Genomic DNA, 24985 nt, shown 5'->3' with positions numbered 1-24985 from the left:
CTTTCCCATAAAGTTCACTTTACGGTCGAGGTTCGTTCACCGTTACCGCCCTACGGTGAGTCTCATGCGCGACGCCTATCACGAAGAACTCGACGCCCTCACCGAGCGGCTGGTCGAGATGACCCGACTCGTGAGGTCGGCGATATCGCGGGCCACCACCGCCCTCCTTGACGCCGACCTCCACCTCGCCGAGAGCGTCATCTCCCAGGACGAGGAGGTCAACCGGATCTTCGCGGAGATCGAGGCCACGATCTTCGACCTGATGGCCAGGCAGCAGCCCGTGGCCGTGGACCTCCGAATGATCATCGCGGCGCTGCGGATGGGCACCGACCTGGAGCGCATGGGCGACCTCGCCGAGCACGTGGCCAAGATCGCCAGGCTGCGCCACCCCGACTCCGCGATCCCGCCGGAGGTCCGCTCCACCATCCTGGAGATGGGCCAGATCGCCGAGCGCCTCATCACCAAGACCGGCAGCTGCATCGCCTCGCGCGACGTGGAGTCGGCCCTGGAGCTGGAGTCCGACGACGACGCCATGGACAAGCTGCACCGGAAGCTGTTCAAGATCCTGATGGTCCCCGACTGGAAGTACGGCGTCGAGCCGGCCATCGACGTGACGCTGATCGGCCGCTACTACGAGCGCTACGCCGACCACGCCGTGCGCGTCGCGCACGACGTGGTCTACCTGGTGACGGGCTCCCGGCCCCAGGACGCCTCCTCGCTCTGACCCTCACGAAGATCCTCACGAACATCTCCACGAACATCTCCACGGAAAGAGGGAAGGCCCGCCGCATCCGGCGGGCCCTCCCTCTTTTCTCATACGTTCTGAGATGTCCGGGCTACCGGATTCGTCCGCAGTGCTCCGATGTTCACGCCGGAGGTGAAGCGAATCCTCTCGCATGGCGGGACAGGCGCCGATTCGCCGCCACGGCGGATTGGTGCCTGGTGCCTTGCTCGGGTCAGGTACCGCCGGGCGTGCGGGAACGGAGTTCGTGAGGACTCGAAAGCCTGTGGAGACCCGATAAGACCATCTCGATGGCTCAGGTCGATGAAGCAGGAAGCCACAGAGGTGTCGCGCGAGTGACACGGGCTGAATCCTCGGCATTCATGCCGAGGAGCACGTCAACTGCCCTGGTTGGCCACGGCCTCGATGGCGACCTCGGCGGCGGCGGGGTCGAGATACCGGCCCCCCTTGGTGACCGGGTGGAAGTCGGCGTCCAGCTCGTACCGGAGCGGGATGCCGGTGGGGATGTTGAGCCCGGCGATCTCGTCGTCGCCGATCCCGTCCAGGTGCTTGACCAGCGCCCGGAGCGAGTTGCCGTGCGCGACGACCAGCACGCTCCTCCCCGCCGCGAGGTCGGGCACGATCTGGTCGTACCAGTACGGCAGCATGCGCTCGACGACGTCCTTGAGGCACTCGGTCCTCGGCATCAGCTCACCCGGCAGGAGCGCGTAGCGGGCGTCGCCGGCCTGGGAGAACTCGTCGTCGTCGGCGATCGGGGGCGGCGGGACGTCGTAGGAGCGGCGCCAGAGCATGAACTGCTCGTCGCCGAACTCGGTCCGCGTCTGCGCCTTGTCCTTGCCCTGCAGGGCGCCGTAGTGACGCTCGTTCAGCCGCCAGGACCGGGAGACCGGGAGCCAGAGCAGGTCCGCCGCGCCCAGCGCGAGGTTGGCCGTCTGGATCGCCCTGGTCAGCAGGGAGGTGTGCACCACGTCGGGGCGCACCCCCGCGTCGAGCAGCAGCCTCCCGCCGCGTCGTGCCTCCTCCTCGCCCTTGGCCGAGAGCCCCGCGTCCACCCATCCGGTGAACAGACCCTTCGCGTTCCACTCACTCTCACCGTGCCGAAGCAGCACCAAAGTCGACATGCCGACAAGCTTAGTGGGCGCTTGCTTGGCGTCTCCTACGCTTGCCCACCTTGAGACCGCCCGGTGCCCGGCACGGCGCCCTCAGCGCTCGGGGTCGGCGAAGCGGGCGAAGGCCTGGAGGTTGGCGAGTGACTCGCCGCGCTTGGCGCGCCACTCCCACTCGCGCCGGATCGAGGAGGCGAAGCCCAGCTCCAGGGCGCGGTCGAAGCCCTCGTCCGAGTAGGTGAGCACGCACCCGAGGAGGCGGTCGATCTCCTCGTTGGTGACCGCGCCCAGCGGGACGCGGCCCACGAGGTAGACGTCGCCGATCGGGTCGAGGGCGAAGTGCACCCCGTACATGGAGCCGTTCTTGGTGAGGAGCCAGCGGTAGAACTCGGCGTGGTTCTCGTCGGGCTGTCGGCAGAAGAACGCCTCCACGTGCAGGGCCTGGTCGCCGACGATCAGCCAGGTCATGGTGGCGAGCTTGTGCTGGCCGGGGAGCCGCACCAGGAAGGCCCCCGGCCGGGGCTGCTCGTAGGAGGCGTCCGCGCTCTTCAGCGCCGCCTCGATCACTTCGCGCATGGGCCCAGCCTACGAGCGGGCCTCACGAACAGACCGCCCCCGCTTCACGAGCGCCCCACGGGCGGACTCCACCGACCGGCCCCGCCCACCCCGCGAGCGGCCCCGAAGCCGGCGGGGCCCGCCGCGAGCGGGCCTCACGAGTTGACCGCGATCGGGAGCCGGTGCAGGTTCGCCATCGCCCCGACGTAGACGTCCGCCAGCCGGGCCGCGGTGGCCGACCAGCCGAAGGCCGCCGCGTGGGCCACCGCTCCCGACGACAGCGACTCCCGCCAGGCGGGCTCGTAGACGAACCGGCGGAGCACTCGCGCCCAGTCGTGGGCGTCGTGCCCCTCGACGAGCACCCCGGAGACGCCGTCGCGCACGGCTGTGCGCAGCCCGCCCACGGACGCGGCGGCGACCGGGGTGCCGCAGGCCTGGGACTCCAGGGCCACCAGGCCGAACGACTCGCTGTGCGAGGGGACGACGGTCACGTCGGACGCGCGGTACCAGTCGGCCAGCTCGTGCTGGGGCGCGGGGGGAACGATCCTGACCACGTCGGAGATCCCCAGCGAGGCGGCCACGTCGGTGAGGTAGGAGGGCCTGGCCAGGCCGTTGCCGCTGGGGCCGCCGACGCAGGCGACGACCAGCCTCGACCTGAGCGAGGGGTCGTCGATGAGCATCCTGGCCGCGGCGCGCAGCAGCACGTCCGGGGCCTTCAGCGGCTGCACCCGGCCCACGAACAGCAGCACGTGGGCGTCCTGCGGCAGCCCGAGCCTGCGGCGGGCCGCGCCCTGGGAGGCGGGCTGGAAGACCCTGAGACTCACGCCGGGGTTGACGACCTCGACGCGGGCCGGGGCGGCCCCGTACAGCTCGACGAGCTCCCTCGCCTCGGTCGGGGTGTTGGCCACCAGGCGGTCGGCGACGTCCACCACCTGCTGCTCACCCAGCACGCGGGCGGCCGGCTCGGGCCTGTCGTCCTCGGCGAGCAGGAGGTTCTTGACCTTGGCCATGGTGTGCATGGTGTGCACCAGCGGCAGGCCCCAGCGCTCCTTGGCCAGCCAGCCCACCTGGCCGGAGAGCCAGTAGTGGGAGTGGATGACGTCGTAGCGGCCCGGCTCGTACATGGCCTCGGTGCGCAGCACGCCCGACAGGAAGGCGCAGAGCTGGCTGGGCAGGTCGCCCTTGTCGAGCTCCTCGTACGGCCCGGCGGTGATGTGGCGAACCGAGACGCCCGGGACGATTTCGGCGACCGGTGGCAGATCCCGGGATGTCTGCCGGGTGAAGATCTCCACCTCCACCCCGAGTTCGGCCAGGCGTTTCGCCACCTCGACGATATAGACGTTCATCCCGCCCGCGTCCCCGGTCCCCGGCTGGTCCAGGGGGGACGTGTGCATGCTGATCGTCGCGACCCGGTTGACCCGCCGTCGCCTCACCGACACCACCTCCGAGAGGCCTCAACCATCGGGCAATCCGCAACATTCCCGTCAGATAGCCACATTGAGTCCATGCAAGGCGATCCCGGCGGCTCCTGGCAGGATGGGGGGTCATGAAGAGGACAGCTGTGGTGACAGGGGCCAGTAGCGGGATCGGCGAGGCGACGGCCCGCAGGCTCGCCGCCGAGGGCTTCGACGTGGTGGCCGGTGCGCGGCGCAGGGAGCGGCTCGACGCGCTGGCCGCCGAGGTGCCCGGCATCCGCCCGGTCACCCTGGACGTGACGTCGCAGGAGTCGGTGGACGAGCTGGCCGCCTCGCTCGACCGCTGCGACGTGCTGGTCAACAACGCCGGTGGCGCGATCGGCCTGGAACCCGTGGCGAGCGGGAAGGTGGCCGACTGGCAGCGGATGTACGACGTCAACGTGCTCGGCACGCTCCGCGTCACCCAGGCGCTGCTGCCCAAACTGGTCGAGTCGGGCGACGGCGTGCTGCTGATGCTCACCTCGGTGGCCGGGCTCGTCTCGTACGAGGGCGGCGGCGGCTACAACGCGGCCAAGCACGCGCAGACCTCGATGACCGAGGTGCTCAGGCTGGAGCTGGTCGGCGAGCCGGTCAGGATCGTCGAGGTCGCCCCCGGGATGGTCCACACCGAGGAGTTCTCGCTGAACCGCTTCCGCGGTGACTCCGCCGCGGCGGGACGGGTCTACGAGGGCGTGCCCGACCCGCTCTCCGCCGACGACGTGGCCGACGCCATCGCCTGGTGCGTGACCCGCCCGGCCCACGTGAACATCGACCGCCTCGTCATCCGCCCCCGGGCCCAGGCCGCCCAGCACAAGGTCCACCGCGTCTGATCGTGCGGAAACCGACGGGGAAGCCGATAGGAGAGGTCACCAGGGGGACCACGGGGCACAACCGCCTGCGCCGGGCCGACCGCTGGGTGGTCGCCGCGCACGGCCGCTCGCTGCGCTCCGCCGCCCGTCCGCTGGTGGTCGACCTCGGGTACGGGGCCTCGCACACCACGACCCTGGAGATGTTCCTCCGCCTGCGCGCGATCTGCCCCTCGGTCGAGGTCGTCGGCGTCGAGATCGACCCGGCCAGGGTGGCGGCGGCCAAACCGTACGAGCGGCCGGGCCTGTCCTTCACCCTGGGCGGTTTCGAGCTGCCGGTGGCGCGGCCACCCCTGCTGGTCAGGGCGTTCAACGTGCTGCGGCAGTACGGGGAGGCGCAGGCGTGGGGATACTGGGCGATGCTCTCCGAACGGCTCGCGCCGGGCGGGATGATCGTCGAGGGCACCTGTTCGGAGGTGGGTCACCGCGCGGTCTGGGCCGGGCTCGACCGCTCGGGGCCCCGGACGCTCACCCTCTCGGCCCGCTTCGACTCCTTCGAACGCCCCTCGGACCTGGCCGACCGGCTGCCCAAGACGCTCATCCACCGCAACGTCCCCGGCGAGCCCATCCACGCCTTCCTGCGCGACTTCGACCGCGCCTGGGCGGTCAACGCCCCGCTGAGCCCGTACGGCTCCCGGCAGCGCTGGATCGCCGCCGCCGAGACGCTCGCCGGGACCTGGCCGCTGGCCGAGCACCCCCCGCTGGGCGGCCGGTCGCGCTGGCGGCTGGGCGAGATCACCCTTCCCTGGGCCGCGGTCGCCCCGGAGTGACCTTCCAGCCCTGGTAAGGCAACCCTAAGTTAGCCGTATATATTTGGTAAAGTCCATGTATGTCAGAACTGCGGTTCGTGGTGGATCCCGAACTCACCTCCGAGCTCACCGGCGAGCTCATCGAGTGCTGGACCGAAGTGGTGAACTCCGGAGGGTCTGTCGGCTTCGTCCCCCCGGTCACCTCCGACGACATCATCGAGACGGCGACCGCCGCCTTCGCCGCCTGTGACGCCACCCTCGGCGGCCCCGACCACCTGCTCGTCGGGTTCGACGCGGAGGACCGGGTGGCCTGCTGGCTGATCCTGGGCGACGGCAAGTCGTGGCTGCGGGCCCACTGGCGCTGGGTGTGGCGCGTGATGGTCGACCCCAAGCACCAGGGCAGGGGCTACGGGACGCGGCTCATGCGCGCCGCCGCCGACGCCGCCAGCGCCCTGGGCGTGGAGGCGCTGCACCTGACGGTCCGCGGCGGCACCGGGACCGAGGGCTTCTACAGCCGTCTGGGGTACATAGAGGTCGGCCGGATCCCGCGGGCGATCCGCCTCGCCCCCGGCGACGACCGGGACGAGATCTACATGGTCAAAAACCTGTGACACACGTCACTCGACAACCCGTAGTACTACCCCTCGTGGTGCGGGAGTTAGGCTTGGATGCGTGAAGGGTCTCGGCGAGCTTGAACGCAGCATCATGGACATCATCTGGGCACAGCCATCCTCTGTGACGGCGCGGGAGGTCGGGCGTCTGATCTCCGACCGCGACCTCGCGCCCACCACCGTGATGACCGTGCTCGACCGGCTCACCCGCAAGGGCTTCCTGCTCCGCACCCGCGACGGGCGCGCGTGGCGGTACGCACCGGCGGAGAGCCGCGACGCCTACATCGCGGAGCTTATGCTGGAAGCGCTGGATTTGACCGGTGACCGGTCGGCGGCCCTCACCCGGTTCGCCCAAGCCGTCACCGGCACCGAAGCCGACATCCTGCGCAGGGCCCTGACGGACCTTGAGGGGGAGCTGGAGGACGAGTAGATGACCGCGGCAGCCCTGGCGACGCTCGCCCTGGTCTGCGCGGTCGGCGCCTGGCGGTTCACCCGGGCGCGATGGACCTACCGCGCCCCGCACGTGGCCATCGTCCTGTGGCAGGCGCTCGGGGTCACCTGGGGCCTGGCCGGGACCGGCGCCCTGCTGGGTTACGCGCTGGAGCCCTACGGCAAGGGCGTGCTGCACGGCCTGCACGAGTTCGCGATCTCCGCGTTCGGCGTCGGGCGGGGGCTCCCCACGCCGTACGACATGCCGAGGCTCATCGCGCTCGTCGCGGGGCTGACCGCGCTGGCCGTGCTGATCCTGGTGCTCCTCGCCGCGGGCGCGCAGACGTTCCGCGCCCGCCACCGCCACCGCACCCTGCTCGCCCTGGTCGCCAGGGAGGACCCGGTGGTCCCCGGCGTGCGGGTGCTCGACCACCCGGGCGCCACCGCCTACTGCGTGCCCGGCCTGCGCTCCCAGGTGGTGGTCAGCGAGGGGGCGCTGAAGCTGCTCTCCGCCGACGAGCTGAGCGCGGTGCTCGCCCACGAGGCCGCCCACGTGCGCGAGCGGCACGACCTGGTGCTGCTGCCCTTCGCCGCGCTGCGCAGGGCGCTGCCCTGGTCTCGCGTGGTCAGGGACGCGCAGGGCGAGGTCGGGCTGCTCGTGGAGATGGCCGCCGACGACGTCGCCCGCCGCGGCTGCTCCGCGCGCCGCCTGGCGACCGCCCTGCTGCGTTTCGGCACGGCGGGCGCCGTTCCGGCCCCGCACGGCGCGCTGGGCGCCGCGAACTCCGCCGCCGCCGTGATGGCCAGGGTCGAGCGCCTGGTGAACCCGGTCCCGGTCCTGCCGCGCGGGGTCCGCTACGCCATCGTCACCTTCTCCGTCGTCCTGACGTCGTCGGCGCCGCTGCTCTGGCTGGTCCCGTACTGAGGACGGTCCCGCGTTGATTTGTTTTGAAGATGCGGTCCGTCCACATACCGAATCCGGGTCTCGCCCTGGAGGTCTAGCCGGTTTCGTCCAGCTTTAGCCAAACTCACCCCAAAGTGCTTGCAAGTGTTAGCCAACCCGTTTGCAATTGCAAGCACGGTCCGGCAGACTCGAAACATGGCACTACCCAAGGTCGGCTCGATCGGTGAGTACATCCGCGAGCAACGCACGCACGCGAAGATCTCCCTGCGACAGCTCGCCGCGGCGGCGGGGGTCTCCAACCCCTACCTGAGCCAGATCGAGCGCGGGCTGCGCAAGCCCAGCGCCGAGATCCTGAACCAGATCGCCAAGGGCCTGCACATCTCGTCGCAGGCGCTGTACGTCCAGGCGGGCCTGATCGAGGAGCGCGACCCGGACAGCGACGTGCTGACCGCGATCAGGGCCGACCACCTCATCACCGAGCGCCAGCGCCAGGTGCTGATCGACATCTACGAGTCGTTCCGCAAGGAGAACCATCAGGCCGAGGCCCCGGACGACGAAGCGCAGACCTCCCAGAAAGCGCCTCTCGCACCGGAGCCCCGGCGGGGTGAAGCGGGTCCCTCGCCTGACGGCGAGGTGCCGCTCCCCGGGGAATACCTCACCGCGTTGAAGCCCTACGCGGCCCCCCAGAGCAACGGCCACATCACCAAGGAAACCAAGGAAGGTTAACCCATGCCCATCACCGCCGAAGTCAAGAGGCTGGCCGAGTCCAAGCCGTTCTACGCCGTCGCCGGAGCCGGCGACTTCGCCGTCGAGAAGCTCCTCGAGCTTCCCGAGCAGCTCCACAAGCTGCAGGGCCGCCGCGAGGAGATCCGCGAGGCCGCGAAGGACCTCCCGGGGAGGGCCAGGCAGCTCGCCGGGAAGGCCGAGGGCTACGCCAAGGACTTCCCCGTGAAGGCGCGCGACTACGCCGACCAGATCGCGGGCCGGGCCAACGACCTGTACGAGGAGTTCGCCAACCGCGGCCGCAAGGTCGTCTCCAAGACCAGCGGCGAGATCGCCCTGGAGCTGGAGGAGGTCTCCGAGGCCGCCGAGCCCGCGATCGCCGCCGCCCGGACGCCCAGGAAGGGCACCCGCACCGCGAAGACCGGCACGTCCGGCAGGTCCACCACGTCCGGCAGGTCCACCACGTCCAAGAGCTGAGCGGCCCCTCGCGGAAACCGGATCCGGCGGACCTCACGCGAACCGGCCGGCGACGGCGTAACGGCCGCGGCGCCGACCGCAGGCAGAAGGCGGCACCACCGATCAACGCGGTGCTGCCGCCTTCCGGTCCGTCCAGGTGCCCGCGCGAGGACGATCGGATCCACATCGCCGACCGGCCGCGGGAGAAGACCACCGTTCGGGCGCGAGGACGAGTCGCCAACCCCGGCCGGTACGGGCCGAGGACGACGCGAACGGGGCTTTCGGCATTAGGCTGAGGGAGACCGGCGAGGCGAACGTTCTGGAGAGACGATGATCGAAATCCACGGTGCCCTGGACCTGGTCTTCTGGATCCTGGCCGTCGGAGTGTTCGCGCTGTCGGGCTGGGCGCTCGTCCACGCGGTGAAGACCCCGGCGCGGGCGTTCGCGGTCACCGGCAAGCAGACCAAGAATCTGTGGCTGGTCATCCTCGGGCTGGCGGCGCTGTTCGGCTTCGCCGCCGCGGTGCAGTATCTCAGCGTGCTGAGCATCTTCACGATCGCGTCCGTCATCGCCTCGGGCATCTACCTCGCCGACGTGCGTCCCGCCGTTCGGGAGATCGGCAAGGGCGGCGGCAACCAGGGGCCGTACGGACCCTGGTGACGCCTTGGTCACGTCACCGAAGGCGGTGACACCGACCGCGACCGGGGACCGTACGGACCCCGGTGACCGGCGAGGGCGGCCCGGCGGGCGGCGATCCGCTCGGGCGACCGGGGACCGTACGGACCCTGGTGACCCGTCCTCCGGGGCGGGGTTCGCGCGGCCCCGAAGCGATCGGCTTGCCTGGCGGGGTTCCGGCCGGTAGACACGCCGGATGATGTTCGCGCGCAAGCCCACGCTCTCCGGAGAGCACGTGACGCTCCGGCCGGTCGGCCCCGAGCACGTGGACGGCCTCTGGGAACTGGTCAACGACCCCGAGACGGTCCGGCTGACCGGCTCGCGCGGCAAGCCCGACTACGAGGCGCTCAAGGTCTGGTACGGCTCGCGGGGTGACCTCTGCGACCGGCTGGACCTGGCGATCTGCACCGCCGATGACGACGCCTACGTGGGCGAGATCGTGCTCAACGATCTCGACGCCGACAACCTCTCCTGCAACCTGCGCATCGCGCTGATCGGCCCCCGGGCGTACGGCAGGGGCTACGGCACCGAGGCGATCCGGCTCACCCTCGACCACGTCTTCCGCACCACGCCGCTGCACCGGGTGGGCCTGGAGGTCTACACCTTCAACGAGCGGGCCGCGCACGTCTACCGCAAGGTCGGCTTCGTCCAGGAGGGCGTCCGCCGTGACGCCCTGCGGGTAAACGGGGAATGGTATGACTCCGTAATCATGTCGATACTTGCCCCTGACTGGGTTGTCAGGGAAATTTGACATACATATGGTGATTTTTCGGAAACATCTTTTGACACTCCCGAAACAATGCTAGGTTCAGTGGGAGCGCTCCCACCTGTGCGGCATCTTGGTGTGGAGGAAGTTATGGCCGATCTACCCACACTTGCCCAGGTCGCAGCAGAGGCAGGGGTATCCCCTGCCACCGCGTCCCGGGTACTCACCGGTTCAGTCAGAGTCAGCACATCGACTCGTAGGCAGGTGCATGACGCAATATCGCGTCTCGGTTACGTAAGGCATCGCGCTCCCCGTGGCGGCTCCGGCCGCCGATCCGACCAGGTCGTGGCCATCGTGGTCTGCGAACCCGCGCACCGGCTGTTCACCGAGCCGTTCTACGCGCGGATGATCACGGCTGCGGAGGAGGTCCTCACCGGGCACGGCGTCCCCCTCGCCGTGATGACCGCCACGGCGGCCACCTCCACCATCGCCACGCCACCGCTCGTCGCCGGAGGCGTCGACGGCGTCCTGCTGATCGCGGCGCGCGACCGGCATCCGCTCGTGGTGACCCTGGCCGCCTCGGGCATTCCCGTACGGAGTGCGGGCCGTCCCCCGGACGGCATCGACCTCCCCCACGTCGACATGGACAACCGCGACGGCGGTCGGCAGGCGGCGGAACACCTGCTGCTCGGCGGCCGGAGGTCCATCGGCGTCATCGCGGGCCCACCCGCCCTTCCGGCCGCTCGCGACCGGCTCGACGGGTTCCTGCAGACCCTCGCCCTGGCCGGGATGACGGGCGTGCCGGTCGCGTACGGCGACTTCAGCCACGCGTCGGGCGTGCACGGCATGCAGTGGCTGCTGCGCAGGATGCCACACGTCGACGCGGTCTTCGCCGCCTCCGACGTGATGGCCGCCGCCGCGCTGCAGACCCTGCGCCGGGCCGGCCGCCGGGTGCCGGAGGACGTGGCCGTCATCGGGTTCGACGACGCCCCCGCCTCCCGGCGGACCTCACCCACGCTCACCACCGTCCGCCAGCCGGTGGAGGAGTTCGCCGCGCTCGCCACCCGGCTGCTGCTGCTCTCCATGAGCTCGGCCGGTGCTCCCCGCGACAATCCCGTACTCCCCACTGAGCTGGTGGTCCGTGAGTCCGCCTGACCACGTCGGGCTTCGCGCGGGGGACGTGCTCACCCGCAGGTACCTGTTGCTGGAGCGGATCGCGTGGGGTGGCATGAGCGTCATCTGGCGCGCCTTCGACCAGTCGCTCCAGCGGATGGTCGCCGTCAAGATGCTGGACGGCGAGCTGGGCGTCGACCGGGGGGAGCGCGAGCTGATCCGCAGGGAGGCGCGTGCCACCGCGCGCCTCATCCACCCCGACGCGATCGAGGTCTACGACTACGGGGAGAGCGTGACCTCCCATGGTCGCCTCGCCGCGTACGTGGTGATGCGTCTGCTGGAGGGGCGCCCGCTGGCGGACCGGATCACCGAGGGCCCGCTGCCGTGGGCGGAGGCGGCGACGATCGCCGCCAGGCTGGCCACCGTGCTGGCCGCCGCCCACGAGCGGGGCATCGTGCACCGGGACGTCACCGCCGAGAACGTGCTGCTGACCTCGGCCGGCGCCAAGCTGCTCGACTTCGGCATTGCGGCCTTCATCGGGGAGGACGACGACGACAGGGCCTCCGACTACGGGACCCCTCCCTACGTGGCTCCGGAGCGGCTGACCGGCGCGGTCGCGGACCCGGCGAACGATGTCTACGCGCTGGGCGTGCTGCTGTTCGAGATGCTCACCGGTGACCACCCGTACCCGGAACGGACCTGGGAGGAGATCGAGAACGTCCGCAGGGAGGGACCACCGCCGGTGGCGGAGGTGCCGGGGATGCCCGCGCGGATCAGCGCGCTCTGCCAGGTGTGCCTGTCGCACCGGCCCGAGGCCAGGCCCAAGGCGCAGGAGGTGGCCGACGGCCTGGCGGCGGCCCTCAATCCCCCGGCTCCGACCGTGGCTCCGGCCTCGGCCACGGTCCCGGCCCGCTCGATCGGCGGGAACGAGCTGGTGCGCTGGACGGTGGTCGCGACGGTGGTGGCGCTGTTCGCGGGGCTGCTGGTGTGGAACCAGCTCTCCGGCTCCCCCGGCTTCCCCGGTTTCCCCGGCTCTTCCGGCGGTCAGATGGCCGGTCCGCAGGGTCGCGGGACGGTGCCGCCCACGGTCCTCGATCCCACCACCGCCCACCCCGAACCTTCCCCTTCCGTCACCGTCACCGTCACCCGCAAGCAGGGTAAGCACGCGGCGGAACCGGCGCCCGGGGTGGAGGCGATCCGTTCGTACGACCCGAATCTCAACCAGAGTGTGCGGCGCTTCAACGCCGTACTCGCGAAAGGGGAGGACGAGGGCAGGATCCGGTCCGACGTGGCCCTGGACCTGCGGCAGGTGTTTGCCAACAGCGTCTGGGACTCCCGCGACCTCACCCCGATCCGAGGAAAGATCGCCGAACGCAACCGGGAGGGTACGCTGCCCGACGACTTCCGCCACGCCCTGGAGACCCAGCTCCTGCATGTGTCGATCGCGTTGACCGGGTAGAAAACCGAAATATACAACTAAACCGCCTAAGGTCCCCGGGCGGTTTCCAGGGATCGTCGCAACACGGAATGTGTTGCGACGATCCCAGGGCTTGCCGGTAGCGGTTCCGGCAGGAGGACGCCCCGCGGTTGGATCCTCGGTGATTCCCACCGGAACCCCTATTACCTGCTCAACCCTGGTTTCGCCGGTTTCCCGTCGGTGCGGTGAGCGTCAGCTCCGCCGGCCGGGGCGGTCGACGATCACCGATGACAGCAGGGCCCTGCTCCACACCGCGCCCTTGGGGACGACGACGCGCCCGTCCCAGGACTCGTCGCTCAGCCAGAGCATCCGGCTGCCCAGGTAGCGGTAGGTGCCCGTTTCGAGGATGTAGTAGCGGCGGTAGGGCACGTCAAAGGCTTCTTCTCGCCAGATGCCCAGGCCGCTGCGGCCTGCGGCGTCGCTCACGCCCTGCTCGATCCGGACGCCGGGAATGAGCGCCAGCGCGCGGTACATGGCCGCCTCCAGGCGTGGTGGCATCGAGCCGTACCGGCTCAGGTAGAGCATGATCACCCGGTAGGCGCGGGCGTCGTCGGGCTCAGCGCTCTTGGGGACGCCCTCCTCATGTGCCCCCTCGATCCAGTGACGATCGGCGGTGACCTTGGCCAGCAGTTTCCTCGGGTCGGTCGGCAGCGCGCGGAGCTTGACGTCGTACTGCTGCGATGACAGGTCGTCATCACCCGGATCTAGGCGAACGTCTCTGATGACCAGCTCTCCCTCCTTCTGACCGAGGCGGGCGCTACCCAGGTGGGCGCTCTGTTTGCCGTCGTAGCGCATCCATACCTCATGGGTTATGGCCGCGTCCGAGTTCGGTTGTTTGTCCAGGGTCTTGGTGTAGTGCCACTGCGTCGGCAGGGGCACCTGGGCGCTTTTGCGCCTGCCCGCCACTTCGGCGGCATGGGCCAGGACCACGCCGGCGTCGAGCTGGACGAGCGGCGGCGTGTTCGCCGGGTTCGGGGCGGGCGGTTCGGGCCGCAGGGTGGTCACGGCGAGTGCGGCGGCGGCGCCCAGCGCTCCGACCAGGAGCAGGCGGCGCCCCAGTGTCCGCCCGCGCCCCCGGATCCGCGTCAGCATCCGCCGGCGCTGCGGGATGACCCATTCCTGGCCCGGCTCGGGGATCTCGGCGCGCCACTCGCGCAGCGATCGCAGGTCATCATCCATCGAGGGACTCCTCTCGGGTGGTCGCGAGGGTGGGGCCGCCGAGTGCCTGGCGCGTCTTGGCTCTGGCCCGGTGAAGGCGGGACGCGACGGTTCCGGGAGGGATGTCCAGCGCGCGGGCCACGTCCTCGTACGACATCTCAGCCCAGGCCACGAGTAACAGCACCTCCCGGTCACCGGGTGACAGCTTCGCCAGCGCCGCCGCCAGCCCGGCCTGCTGGGCGGCGACCCGGTCGTCGACGCGTTCGGTGTACGGCTCGGTGATCTCATCGACGCCGCTGCGGACCAGCGCCCGGTAGAAGCGGATCTCCACCCGCCGATGCCGGCTGATGAGCCGGGCCGCGATGCCATACAGCCAGGGCCGCGCGTCGGGGTGGCTCGCGTCGTAGCGGTGGCGGCGCCGAAAGGCGGTCAGGAAGGCGTCGGAGACTATGTCGTCGGCCAGCGAGGGCCCCAGCCGTCGGGCGACGTAGCGCCGCAACGCGGGCGCGTGCCGGTCGAAGAGGTCGGCGAAGGCCTCCGGGACGCGTTCCGAGCGCCGGATCAACTCGGCGTCATCGGCCCTGCCGGATTCTTCGGCGATCACATGGTGCTCCCGTCCTTGCGCAATGGTTCGTCGGCTTTCGCCCGCACAACCACTGCGAATTCACGGTATGGAGTGTGATCTGCGTCATATAACGACATCCGGCCGGGTCGGGCACAGGATGCCGGGTGCGGCGGAGCGCTTCGGCGAGCGCGCCAACGCCCTGCTCACCGTCACCTTCAAAGCTCTACGGCGGGCCGGTCCGGCCCTTGGTGCATCGGAAAGATCACTCAGGTCGCACTCGTCCTGTTCGTCGCGAGCACGAACGGGCCATCCGGGCCGGCCGCTCGGCGATGTGGACGCGCTCTTCTCCACGCGGGTGCCGCGTGGAGGTGGACCGTGGCGCCCGTCGACCGAACGCCGACGCCACGGTCCTGTTCTCACCTGTCGTGCCGTTACGTCACTCCCGACCTGTCTTGACCCCTGAAACGGGAGCCAGGGCGGAGGGGGCTCAGGTTTTGGCCGTTGGGGTCAGTGGAATTCGCCGTTTCGCACGCCGCCGACGAAGGCCGCCCATTCGCCCCGGGCGAAGACCAGCGCCGGACCGGACGGATCCTTACTGTCCCTGACCGCCGCACGCCCCCCGGACAGACCGGCGACTTCAACACAATTGCCGCCATCGCTACCAGACAGTGAGGACTTACGCCATTCGGCGCTGGCAAGCTCGTCGGTCTTGTCCATCGCTCGGTCCTTTCCTTGGCCAGGTGCGGGACTAGTCGAATTCGCCGTTTCGCACACCGCCGACGAAGGCCGCCCATTCGCCCCGGGCGAAGACCAGCGCCGGACCGGACGGGTCCTTACTGTCCCTGACCGCCGCACGCCCCCCGGACAAGTCAGCGACTTCAACACAATCGCCGCCATTGCTACCGGACAGTGAGGACTTACGCCATTTGGCCCCGGAAAGCTCGTTGGTCATGTCCATTGCTCGGCCTTCTCCTTGATGATGTTCAGTGACTCGCGGCGGGACAGCGCGTCCGCGCGGATCACGCCGTGCCTGAATGTTAGTCCTTTGACCTCGGCCGGACGCTCGGTTATCCAGTCGCCCGCCGGTTGGGATTCGACGTACGCCATGGGAGAGGCACCGCGAGGCAGTGTGGCGACGGTGAACGCGCCGAGCAGCCCAAGAACACTGTAAGCGTTGTGGGGGAGAATCTGAAGTGAAATGTTGAGCCGCCCGCCCATCTCCAGCAGGTGGTTGAGCTGGGCGAACATGATTTCCGGGCTGCCCACGGGCCGGTGCAAAACCCCCTCGTCGATCACGGCCCAGAGCATCGGGGGCCTGAGGCGGTCGAGGATGGTCTGACGGTGCATTCGAGCGCCGACAAGCCCTTCCGTCTGGTCGTGGTCCACGTCAGGCTCGCGACTGAGCAGGGCGCGCGCGTAGTCCTCCGTCTGGAGCAGGCCGGGGATGACGCTCAACGCCCAGATGTGGAGCTCCTCCGCCTCTCGCTCGAACTCGACCCACGGGCGGAACCAGCGGGGAACCGGGGAGTTGGCCTTCTCCAGCGCGTCGAACAGGTCGACCAGGGTCGTGCCGGAGTCCAGGGCGGCGTCGAGTTTCTCGGCCGTGTGGTGGTTCGCCGGTCGGGTGCCCGTCTCGATCATGCTGAGGTGACTGACGGAGACGGGGACCTGCTTCGCCAGCTGCTTCTGGCTCAATCCCGCCGCCGCGCGAAGCCTGCGAACCTCCTGCCCGAAGTAGTGGCGAGGAGTCACCGTCAGGTCAGCGGGGAGAATCTCGGTCATCTCGGCCTACCTTTCATCACTTCGCGGCGTCTTCGCGTCAATACTCTCCGTCTTCGTGCTCCGGCGCACCAATTCCAAGGCGATTGTGAATTTATGTGAACCCCATTGTGCTACCGGCTCCGGGCATCGTTTGGGACGGTGGAGGCACCCAGTCATGCAGACATCGACACCTCGGTCAATAGGGCAGGGAAGCAGCCGCACGAATTGCACGAAGGGGCACCATGCCACAAAAACCCAGAAAGCTAGGCGAGATCGTCCTGCGGAGAAAGCCCGAATCGGTTTCCCAGGCGCGCGAGATGGTGCGCGATCTCCTCGGCACCGACCATCCGGCCTACGAGCAGGTACGGCTGGCCGTCTCCGAGATCACGACGAACGCCGTCGAACATTCCGAATCCGGCCCCGTGGGAGATCTGGTGATGGTCGTCCTGAAGGTGGTCAACGACTTCGTGTACGTCGAGGTGACCGACCCCGGTTCCGCGTCCAGGAAACCCCACATCCAGGAATGCGCACCCCTGGACGCGGAAGGCGGTCGAGGGCTGTTCATCGTCGACGAGATCTCGGCCGGGAAATGGGGGGTCCGCGATTTCGGGGCCGGTGGCCGGACGGTGTGGTGCGCGATTCCGGCCACCCCGCCGAACGCCGCCGAGCCGCCCACGGCCGCGCCCGTCCTTCCCGCCGCCCAACCAGGATGAGCAGGATGAGGAGGCGCGGGTGAGTGGCTGGCACGTCCTCGGCGACATGGCGACGCGGAGGGTCAACGGGCGGGACGTCAGGATCACGACGGGAGACTTCCCCAGCATCCAGGCGGCCATCGAGAGCTGGGAGGCCGGGGAACGGGCGCGGCAGGCCCACGACCTGAGGGAGATGGGCAGGCTCGTGGACAGCGCGATAGCCCGGTTACAGCGTCACCATGCCGAACACCGCGATCCTCCCCGATGAACCCCGAGCCCTCCCCTCGGTGACGGGCGGGCGAGGGCCGTACGGGGCGAGGTGGGAGAAGGTGCGAATGCGGCGGGCGGAACGCTGCCCGGAGTCAGGTCGCCCCGGAAAACCACATAAAAAGCATCATCTCTCTTATACGCCCCGATAACCACACAATAAAACATCCCGCATGTCGTATAACCAGTACGACACCGCCGATTAGTAGAGTCAGCAGAAATGGCGCATCATCGGCAATGCGCCTGGACGGAGAAATACCAAAAGAAAAGGATAAAGTTGTGACAGGCATTGGTCACTCACATATTGCTCCGCGAAGTACCGTCCGCTCCTGGCTGACGGGGGCCCTGACCGTCGCGGTCGCGCTGGGCTGCGCCGCCGCGATACCGCACCCGGCGAGCGCGGCGCAGGCGGTGAACACAGCGGGCACGGCGCACGAGATGAACGCGACGAACACGGGACCCGGGACGAACGAGGCGACGCCGGTGCCGCTCGGCACGGCCACGAACTTCGCGGTGCTGGCGGGAACGAGGGTCGCCGACACCGGCGCCACCGTCGTCACCGGCGAACTGGGGGTGAGCCCGGGAACGGCGGCCACCGGCTTCCCGCCCGGCGTCGTGGCCGGCGCCGTCTACACGGCCGACTCCGTCGCCGCGCAGGCCCAGGCCGACCTGGCCACCGCCTACGACAACGCGGTCAGGCGGCCCGGCACCGCCTCTCTCCCGGCGCAGCTCGGCGGTCTCACCGTGAAGCCGGGCGTCTACAACCCCGTCTCGGGCGCCTTCCAGATCGCCGGGGAGCTGACCCTCGACGGGCAGGGAAACCCGAACGCCGTCTTCGTCCTCAGGGCACCCGGCCTGGTCACCGCGCCCGCCAGCGCGGTGAGACTCGCCAACGGCGCCCAGGCGTGCAACGTCTTCTGGCAGGTCGGCGGCTCGGCCACGCTGGGAGCCAACTCCACCTTCGTCGGGAACGTCCTCGCGCTGAACTCGATCACCGCAGCCGACGGCGCGACCGTGAACGGCCGCCTTCTGGCTCGCGAGGGCACCGTCAACCTGGACGGCGCCACCGTCACACGATCCGCCTGCGCGGTCGTGCCGTCGAGGCAGACCTCCACCAAGCTGGCCGCGTTCTGCGATCCGGAAGCGCCGGGTCATCTCACCCTTGTCGCGAACGTCACGTCCTCGGGAGCGGCCCCCCTGGCCGGGCCGGTCGAGTTCTTCGCCAACGGGGTGAGCCAGGACAAGTCCCAGTCCGACGACGGAGGCCGTGCCTCCCTGACCGTGTCCCACGTCCCGACACGAACCCATGAGTTCGTGGCCGCCTTCGCGGGCACGAACCGGCTCGACCCCAGCACCTCACCGGTGCTGACCGTGCCCGTCGGTCCCAAGGGAGTCTGCCAGGCACCACCGGCGAGTCCGGCCACCGCAGGCGACACCGCAGGCGCCGACAACAAGAACAAGAACAATCGGGGCCCCGTAACGTATCCGCCCAAGAAAAAGGCGTTCAAGGGAAGGAACAGTGAACGCCACCGTCACCACCATCCACGGTTCAGGCACCATCGCCACCAGCGCTGAAAAAACGGCTCCACGGGCTGAGGAGAGGTAAAGCGGCCGTCCCGGGTCCCAAGAAGGTCCCAAGAAGGCAGTGGGTTCCGGAGAGACATCGTCCGGGAATTTCGAGGTGACGCGGAACCGCATCGCGTTTCCGCGTCATCGTCACCGTCACCGGCACCGGCACCGGCATCGGCATCGGCATCGGCCGGGGCGACGCGTGAGCCCACCCGTTCATCCGGCGCCGCCGGTGAGTCCGCCCCGTCGGCCGTTGGCCGGTGGGGCGGATCCATCGGCGGCGCCGCGACGGGGGATGAACAGGCCGGATCACCCCCCGCACCGGGGCCGGAACCCGCGTGGATCGGACGGCCACCTCGGGGACGGGCACCGGGGCCGGGGCGTACTCACAAGCAAGCACTCGGCTGGGAAGATCGAAAGTTCTGAAACTTTCATGGTTCGCGAAAAAGGCCGCCCGGATCGCAGCAGCCTGGCGGCATGGGCCGTGAAACACCGGCGTAACCGAAGGCACATGCCATTGACATCCCGTTCACCGTCTCCAGAATCCCTTATGGGAGCGCTCCCACCCCCTCTCTCCCCTGCTTGATCCGATGCGGTGCCACCACCAGCGGATTCGCATCGATCCCCACTCACGGAGGCCCATTTCATGCATCTGTTCCCCCTCAGAGCGGGAGCGCTCCCACGCTTCCGGAGACGGGTCGCCGCGCTGGCGCTGCTCAGCCTGGCGGCCGGGACGACCACCGCGCTGGCAGCCTCCCCCGCCCTCGCGGCCGTCGCCTGCGACGTGACGTACACCACCAACGACTGGCAGGGCGGCTTCACCGCCAGCGTGTCCGTCAAGAATCTGGGCGACCCGCTGACCGGATGGACCCTCGGGTTCAACTTCCCGACGACCACCCAGCGGCTCTCCCAGGGCTGGAGTGCCACCTGGGCACAGAGCGGCCAGGCCGTCACCGCCCAGAACCTCGCCTGGAACGGCAACCTGGCCACCGGCGCCTCGACCAGCATCGGCTTCAACGGCACATGGTCGGGGTCCAACCCCAAGCCGACCGCCTTCACGATCAACGGCACCACCTGCGGGGGGACCGCCCCCGTCAACCAGCCGCCCACCGTGAGCATCACCAGCCCGGCGGCCGGGGCCACCTTCGCCGCGCCCGCGACGGTGGCGATCGCCGCGAACGCGGCCGACAGTGACGGCACCGTCTCCAAGGTCGACTTCTTCAACGGCACCACGCTGCTGGGCACCGACACCACCGCGCCGTACGCCTACAACTGGACGAACGTCGCCGCCGGGAGCTACTCCCTCACCAGCAGGGCGACCGACGACAAGGGCGCGGCCACCACCTCGGCTCCCGTGGGGATCACCGTCACCGCCAACGCGACCCCCGCCGTGGTCGTCACCCCGGCCACGGTCGCCGTCCCCGAGGGCGGCACGGCCGACCTCGCGGTCAGGCTCTCCAGGGCCCCCTCCGCGAACGTCACCGTGGCGACCGCGAGGACGAGCGGCGACACCGACCTCACGGTCTCCTCCGGCGCGTCGCTGACCTTCACCACCGCCAACTGGAACACGGCCCAGACGGTACGGGTCGCGGCGGCCGAGGACACCGACCAGACCTCCGGCAGCGCCGAGTTCACCTCGACCGCCACCGGCCACACCTCCGCCAAGGCGACCGCCACCGAGGTCGACAACGACTCGTCCGGCGGCGACAACGAGTACATCCAGCGCTTCACCGCGATGTACAACAAGATCAAGGACCCGGCGAACGGCTACTTCTCGCCGCAGGGCGTGCCCTACCACTCCGTCGAGACCTTCTTGGTCGAGGCGCCGGACCACGGGCACGAGACCACCTCCGAGGCCTACAGCTACTACCTGTGGCTGGAGGCGGCTTACGGCAAGGTGACCGGCGACTGGACCAGGTTCAACGACGCCTGGGCCTCGATGGAGAGATACATCATCCCGGCCACGGCCGACCAGCCGACCAACTCCTTCTACAACCCGGCCAAGCCCGCCACGTACGCCGGTGAGTGGGACGACGTCAAGCAGTACCCGTCCAGGCTGGACAGCGGCGTGAGCGTGGGCACCGACCCGATCGCCAACGAGCTCAAGACGGCGTACGGCACCAGCGACGTCTACGGCATGCACTGGCTGCTGGACGTGGACAACACCTACGGCTTCGGCCGCTGCGGCGACGGGACCACCAAGCCCGCGTACATCAACACCTACCAGCGCGGCCCCGAGGAGTCGGTCTTCGAGACCATCCCGCAGCCGTCCTGCGACACCTTCAAGCACGGCGGCCCGAACGGGTTCCTGGACCTGTTCACCGGCGACAGCAGCTACGCCAAGCAGTGGAAGTACACCAACGCCCCCGACGCCGACGCCCGCGCCGTCCAGGTGGCCTACTGGGCGCACACCTGGGCCACCGAGCAGGGCAAGGCCTCGCAGGTCTCGGCCACGATCGCCAAGGCCGCGAAGATGGGCGACTACCTGCGCTACGCGATGTACGACAAGTACTTCAAGAAGCAGGGCTGCACCAGCACCTCGTGCCCGGCCGGAACCGGCAAGGAAAGTTCGGCCTACCTGCTGAGCTGGTACTACGCCTGGGGCGGCGCCAACGACAGCTCCGCCGGATGGGCCTGGCGGATCGGCTCCAGCCACAACCACTCCGGCTACCAGAACCCGATGGCCGCGTGGGTGCTGTCCAGCGTGGACGCGCTCAAGCCCAAGGGCGCGACCGCCGTGCAGGACTGGACCACCAGCACCAAGCGGCAGATGGAGTTCTACCGCTGGCTGCAGTCGACCGAGGGCGCGATCGCCGGTGGCGCCACCAACAGCTGGCAGGGCCACTACGCGGCCCCGCCGTCGACGCTGCCCACCTTCTACGGGATGGCCTACGACTGGCAGCCGGTCTACCACGACCCGCCGTCCAACCAGTGGTTCGGCTTCCAGGCGTGGTCGATGGAGCGGGTCGCGGAGCTGTACTACGCGACCGGCAACGCCGACGCCAAGCTCGTGCTGGACAAGTGGGTCAAGTGGGCCACCGACAACACCACGATCAACGCCGACGGGACCTACCAGATCCCCTCGACGCTGGTGTGGACCGGCCAGCCCGACACCTGGAACCCGAGCAACCCGGGCACGAACTCCGGGCTGCACGTGAGCATCAGGGACTACACGACCGACGTGGGCGTGGCGGGCTCGTACGCCAAGGTGCTGACCTACTACGCGGCCAAGTCCGGCAACGCCACGGCCAAGGCCGTCGCCAAGGGCCTGCTCGACGGCATGTGGCGGAACAACCAGGACGCCAAGGGCGTCTCGGTCACCGAGACCAAGGCCGACTACAGCCGCCTCAACGACCCGGTCTACGTGCCCCCGGGCTGGACCGGCAAGATGCCCAACGGCGACACGATCAACTCCAGCTCGACCTTCATGTCCATCCGGTCCTTCTACAAGAACGACCCGGACTGGCCGAAGGTGGACGCCTACCTGAAGGGCACCGGCCCCGCCCCGTCCTTCAACTACCACCGGTTCTGGGCGCAGGTGGACGTGGCCGTCGCCCTCGCCGAGTACGGCCGCCTCTTCCCCTGATCCCCCGTCCTCGGGCCCGGCCCTCTCTCGGGCCGGCCCCGAGCCCGACCCGACCGAGCCGGGCCGGCCCCGAGCCCGACCCGAGCCCGACCCCCCGAGACCTCGGGGCGTGACGGTACCCCTGACCTGCCGTCACGCCCCGAGCACCATCCCCGAGAGGCCATCCCCCCAATGAAGAGAACTCTCGCGGCGCTCGCGCTGCTGGCGCTGGCGGCCGTGCCGGTGACGGTGTCCGCCACCGACGCCCAGGCCGCGGCGCCCGCCTTCGCGTACGGCGAGGCGCTGCAGAAGTCCATCTGGTTCTACGAGGCCCAGCAGTCGGGGACGTTGCCGAGCTGGAACCGCGTCGGCTGGCGCGGCCCCTCCGGCCTCGGCGACGGCCAGGACGCCGGGCTCGACCTGACCGGCGGCTGGTACGACGCGGGCGACCACGTCAAGTTCGGCCTGCCGATGGCGGCGAGCGCGACGATGCTGGCCTGGGGCGCGGTGGAGTACCGCGACGCGTACGCCTCCTCCGGGCAGCTCACCCACCTGCTGAACAACCTCAAGTTCGTCAACGACTACTTCATCAAGGCCCACCCGTCGGCGAACGTGCTGTACGGGCAGGTCGGCAACGGCGGCAGGGACCACGCCTGGTGGGGCCCGGCCGAGGCGATGCAGATGGAGCGGCCCGCGTACCGGATCGACGCCTCGTGCGGGGGGTCGGACCTGGCCGGGGAGACGGCGGCGGCGATGGCGGCCTCGTCGATCGTCTTCCGCCCGACAAATCCGACTTATGCCGACACGCTGGTGACGCACGCCAAGCAGCTCTACACCTTCGCCGACACCGTGCGGAAGAAGTACAGCGACTGCATCACCGACGCGTCGGGCTACTACCAGTCGTGGAGCGGCTACAACGACGAGCTGGTCTGGGGCGCGATCTGGCTGCACCGGGCCACCCAGGACGCCTCCTACCTGGCCAAGGCGGAGTCGTACTACGACAACCTCGGCACCGAGCCGCAGTCCACCGTCAAGTCCTACAAGTGGACGATCGCCTGGGACGACAAGTCCTACGGCGCCTACGTGCTGCTCAACAAGCTGACCGGCAAGCAGCGGTATCTCGACGACGCCAACCGCTGGCTCGACTTCTGGACGGTCGGGGTCGACGGGCAGCGGGTGAGATACTCCCCCGGCGGCCAGGCCGTGCTCGACCGGTGGGGGTCGCTGCGCTACGCGGCCAACACCGCGTTCGCGGCGCTGGTCCACGCCGACTCGATCACCGATGCGACACGTAAGACGAGATATCACGACTTCGCGGTCAGGCAGATCAACTACGCGCTCGGCGACAACCCGCGCAACTCCTCGTACATGATCGGTTTCGGCGCGAACCCGCCGAAGAACCCGCACCACCGCACCGCGCACGGCTCGTGGACCGACCAGATGACCAACCCGGTCGAGACCCGCCACACCCTGTACGGCGCCCTCGTCGGCGGCCCGCCCGACCCCAACGACGCCTACACCGACCGGCGCGACGACTACGTGATGAACGAGGTCGCCACCGACTACAACGCGGGCTTCACCAGCGCCCTCGCCCGCCTCTACCGCGAGTACGGCGGAGCTCCCGCCGCGAACTTCCCCGCCGCCGAGACCCCCGACGGCCCCGAGATCTTCGTGGAGGCCGGGGTGAACGCCTCGGGCTCGACGTTCACCGAGATCAAGGCCATCGTCAGGAACCAGTCGGCCTGGCCCGCGCGCCCGCTGGCCAACGGCTCGTTCCGCTACTACTTCACCCTCGACGGCACCACGACCGCGAGCCAGGTCTCCGTGACGTCCGCCTACAACCAGTGCAAGGCGCCGACCGGGCCGACCCTGCTGTCCGGGAAGATCTACTACGTCACCGTCGACTGCTCGAACAGCTCGATCGCCCCGGCGGGCCAGTCACAGCACCGGCGCGAGGTGCAGTTCCGCCTCGCGAGCACCGGGACGTGGGACCCGTCCAACGACTGGTCGTACACCGGTGTCGCCACCACGCCCGGCGCCACCCCGGTTCGGGTGCAGAACATGACGGTCTACTCCGGCACGACGAAGATCTGGGGCAACCCGCCCGGCGACGAGCCCGAGGAGCCGGAGGAGCCCGGGGACGACACCGTGGCGCCGTCCCGGCCGGGCAAACCCGCCGTCTCCGCGATCACCGGCAGCGGCGCCACCCTGACCTGGGCGGCCTCGACCGACAACGTGGGCGTCAGCGGCTACGACGTCTACCGGGGGACGACCAGGGTCGCCACCTCCACCGGCACCTCGCACACCCTCACCGGGCTGACCCCCGCGACGGCGTACACCGTGTCCGTGGTGGCCAGGGACGCGGCGGGCAACTCCTCCGCCGCGTCCGAGAGCACCGCGTTCACCACGACGACGGCCCCGGCAGGCGGCTGCACGGCCACGTACACGGTCGGCAACAGCTGGCAGGGCGCCTTCCAGGGGAACGTCACCGTCACGAACGCGGGCACCTCGGCGATCACCGGCTGGACGGTGACCTGGAGGTTCCCCAACGGCCAGACGATCAGCCAGCTCTGGAACGGCACGCACACCCAGACGGGAGCGGACGTGTCGGTCAGGAACGTGGCCTGGAACGGCGCCCTCGCCCCGAACGCCTCGACGTCCTTCGGCTTCACCGCGAGCCAGAACGGCACCAACGGCGTCCCGGCGCCGGTGACCTGCACCACCGGCTGACACCCGCTCCGGCGGCTCACTCCGGCGACCCGCACCACAAGGCCGGCACCCCACTCCGACCACCCGCTCCGGCGGCCCGCACCACAAGGCCGGCACCCGCTCCGGCGACCCG

At 69.6% G+C, this 24985-nt stretch carries 25 protein-coding genes; 17 read left to right on the top strand and 8 right to left on the bottom strand.

Going from position 1 to position 24985, the window contains the following annotated elements; genetic code table 11:
- Positions 1-64 precede the first annotated feature (64 nt).
- Positions 65-724 carry a phosphate signaling complex protein PhoU gene (phoU, locus tag OG587_RS12115; protein WP_329089755.1) on the top strand — a complete coding sequence of 220 codons (660 nt, stop codon included), beginning with the start codon at positions 65-67 and terminating at the stop codon, positions 722-724.
- Positions 725-1119: 395 nt separating this feature from the next.
- Here the strand turns inward: phoU and OG587_RS12110 are convergent, their stop codons facing one another.
- The 3 genes from OG587_RS12110 to mshA all read right to left on the bottom strand — a co-directional run bounded on the left by OG587_RS12110 (position 1120) and on the right by mshA (position 3842).
- Positions 1120-1863 carry a phosphoglyceromutase gene (locus OG587_RS12110; RefSeq protein WP_329089753.1) on the bottom strand — a complete coding sequence of 248 codons (744 nt, stop codon included), beginning with the start codon at positions 1861-1863 and terminating at the stop codon, positions 1120-1122.
- Positions 1864-1944: 81 nt separating this feature from the next.
- Positions 1945-2424 (bottom strand): YbjN domain-containing protein, encoded by a 480-nt coding sequence (locus tag OG587_RS12105; RefSeq protein ID WP_329089751.1) that lies wholly within the window; start codon positions 2422-2424, stop codon positions 1945-1947.
- Positions 2425-2558: 134 nt separating this feature from the next.
- Complete coding sequence (gene mshA, locus OG587_RS12100) at positions 2559-3842, bottom strand: D-inositol-3-phosphate glycosyltransferase (RefSeq protein WP_329089749.1); 1284 nt, start codon at positions 3840-3842, stop codon at positions 2559-2561.
- A 107-nt stretch (positions 3843-3949) separates the two neighbouring features.
- On the opposite strand from mshA, the gene OG587_RS12095 reads away from it, so the two are divergent.
- From OG587_RS12095 to OG587_RS12045, 11 genes are all read left to right on the top strand, one after another.
- Positions 3950-4687 (top strand): SDR family oxidoreductase, encoded by a 738-nt coding sequence (locus OG587_RS12095; RefSeq protein WP_329089747.1) that lies wholly within the window; start codon positions 3950-3952, stop codon positions 4685-4687.
- Between the two features lie 2 nt (positions 4688-4689).
- Complete coding sequence (locus OG587_RS12090; RefSeq protein ID WP_329089745.1) at positions 4690-5493, top strand: class I SAM-dependent methyltransferase; 804 nt, start codon at positions 4690-4692, stop codon at positions 5491-5493.
- Between the two features lie 59 nt (positions 5494-5552).
- Positions 5553-6083: a GNAT family N-acetyltransferase gene (locus OG587_RS12085; RefSeq protein WP_329089743.1), complete on the top strand. Its 531-nt coding sequence runs from the start codon at positions 5553-5555 to the stop codon at positions 6081-6083.
- A 61-nt stretch (positions 6084-6144) separates the two neighbouring features.
- Positions 6145-6513, top strand: a complete 369-nt coding sequence (locus OG587_RS12080; RefSeq protein ID WP_329089741.1) for a BlaI/MecI/CopY family transcriptional regulator — start codon at positions 6145-6147, stop codon at positions 6511-6513.
- Positions 6514-7437 (top strand): M56 family metallopeptidase, encoded by a 924-nt coding sequence (locus OG587_RS12075; protein ID WP_329089739.1) that lies wholly within the window; start codon positions 6514-6516, stop codon positions 7435-7437. It begins immediately after the preceding gene.
- 174 nt (positions 7438-7611) lie between these two features.
- A complete protein-coding gene (locus tag OG587_RS12070) occupies positions 7612-8142 on the top strand; it encodes a helix-turn-helix domain-containing protein (protein ID WP_329089737.1) in 531 nt (176 codons plus the stop codon).
- Between the two features lie 3 nt (positions 8143-8145).
- Positions 8146-8616 carry a hypothetical protein gene (locus tag OG587_RS12065; protein ID WP_329089735.1) on the top strand — a complete coding sequence of 157 codons (471 nt, stop codon included), beginning with the start codon at positions 8146-8148 and terminating at the stop codon, positions 8614-8616.
- 309 nt (positions 8617-8925) lie between these two features.
- Positions 8926-9255, top strand: a complete 330-nt coding sequence (locus OG587_RS12060) for a DUF2516 family protein (RefSeq protein ID WP_329089733.1) — start codon at positions 8926-8928, stop codon at positions 9253-9255.
- Positions 9256-9466: 211 nt separating this feature from the next.
- Entirely contained in the window at positions 9467-10021 is a 555-nt protein-coding gene (locus OG587_RS12055; protein WP_329089731.1) for a GNAT family N-acetyltransferase, read from the top strand.
- A 48-nt stretch (positions 10022-10069) separates the two neighbouring features.
- Positions 10070-11131 carry a LacI family DNA-binding transcriptional regulator gene (locus tag OG587_RS12050; RefSeq protein WP_329089728.1) on the top strand — a complete coding sequence of 354 codons (1062 nt, stop codon included), beginning with the start codon at positions 10070-10072 and terminating at the stop codon, positions 11129-11131.
- Entirely contained in the window at positions 11118-12548 is a 1431-nt protein-coding gene (locus OG587_RS12045) for a serine/threonine-protein kinase (protein ID WP_329089726.1), read from the top strand. Before OG587_RS12050 ends, OG587_RS12045 begins: the two co-directional genes overlap by 14 nt.
- A 210-nt stretch (positions 12549-12758) precedes the next feature.
- Here the strand turns inward: OG587_RS12045 and OG587_RS12040 are convergent, their stop codons facing one another.
- The 5 genes from OG587_RS12040 to OG587_RS12020 all read right to left on the bottom strand — a co-directional run bounded on the left by OG587_RS12040 (position 12759) and on the right by OG587_RS12020 (position 16071).
- On the bottom strand, positions 12759-13745 hold the full coding sequence (locus tag OG587_RS12040; RefSeq protein ID WP_329089724.1) for a CU044_5270 family protein: 987 nt from the start codon (positions 13743-13745) through the stop codon (positions 12759-12761).
- Positions 13738-14328 carry an RNA polymerase sigma factor gene (locus tag OG587_RS12035; protein WP_329089722.1) on the bottom strand — a complete coding sequence of 197 codons (591 nt, stop codon included), beginning with the start codon at positions 14326-14328 and terminating at the stop codon, positions 13738-13740. Before OG587_RS12035 ends, OG587_RS12040 begins: the two co-directional genes overlap by 8 nt.
- A gap of 468 nt (positions 14329-14796) precedes the next feature.
- The gene (locus OG587_RS12030) at positions 14797-15006 is read right to left on the bottom strand and encodes a DUF397 domain-containing protein (protein ID WP_329089719.1); all 210 of its coding nucleotides are present in this window, start codon (positions 15004-15006) and stop codon (positions 14797-14799) included.
- A 31-nt stretch (positions 15007-15037) separates the two neighbouring features.
- Complete coding sequence (locus OG587_RS12025) at positions 15038-15247, bottom strand: DUF397 domain-containing protein (protein ID WP_443075536.1); 210 nt, start codon at positions 15245-15247, stop codon at positions 15038-15040.
- Positions 15238-16071: a helix-turn-helix domain-containing protein gene (locus OG587_RS12020; RefSeq protein ID WP_329089717.1), complete on the bottom strand. Its 834-nt coding sequence runs from the start codon at positions 16069-16071 to the stop codon at positions 15238-15240. Before OG587_RS12020 ends, OG587_RS12025 begins: the two co-directional genes overlap by 10 nt.
- 221 nt (positions 16072-16292) lie before the next feature.
- Here OG587_RS12020 and OG587_RS12015 point away from each other — a divergent pair, with 221 nt between their 5' ends.
- From OG587_RS12015 to OG587_RS11995, 5 genes are all read left to right on the top strand, one after another.
- The gene (locus OG587_RS12015; RefSeq protein ID WP_329089715.1) at positions 16293-16763 is read left to right on the top strand and encodes an ATP-binding protein; all 471 of its coding nucleotides are present in this window, start codon (positions 16293-16295) and stop codon (positions 16761-16763) included.
- A 19-nt stretch (positions 16764-16782) separates the two neighbouring features.
- Complete coding sequence (locus OG587_RS12010; RefSeq protein ID WP_329089712.1) at positions 16783-17010, top strand: hypothetical protein; 228 nt, start codon at positions 16783-16785, stop codon at positions 17008-17010.
- 278 nt (positions 17011-17288) lie between these two features.
- Complete coding sequence (locus OG587_RS12005) at positions 17289-18584, top strand: ice-binding family protein (RefSeq protein WP_329089710.1); 1296 nt, start codon at positions 17289-17291, stop codon at positions 18582-18584.
- 640 nt (positions 18585-19224) lie between these two features.
- Complete coding sequence (locus OG587_RS12000; RefSeq protein ID WP_329089708.1) at positions 19225-22164, top strand: glycoside hydrolase family 48 protein; 2940 nt, start codon at positions 19225-19227, stop codon at positions 22162-22164.
- Between the two features lie 171 nt (positions 22165-22335).
- The gene (locus tag OG587_RS11995; RefSeq protein WP_329089707.1) at positions 22336-24873 is read left to right on the top strand and encodes a glycoside hydrolase family 9 protein; all 2538 of its coding nucleotides are present in this window, start codon (positions 22336-22338) and stop codon (positions 24871-24873) included.
- Positions 24874-24985 lie beyond the last annotated feature (112 nt).

Origin of the sequence: Streptosporangium sp. NBC_01469, from assembly GCF_036227305.1 — a bacterium.
Taxonomy (GTDB): Bacteria; Actinomycetota; Actinomycetes; order Streptosporangiales; family Streptosporangiaceae; genus Streptosporangium.
This window is presented reverse-complemented; position numbering and strand designations above follow the sequence as displayed.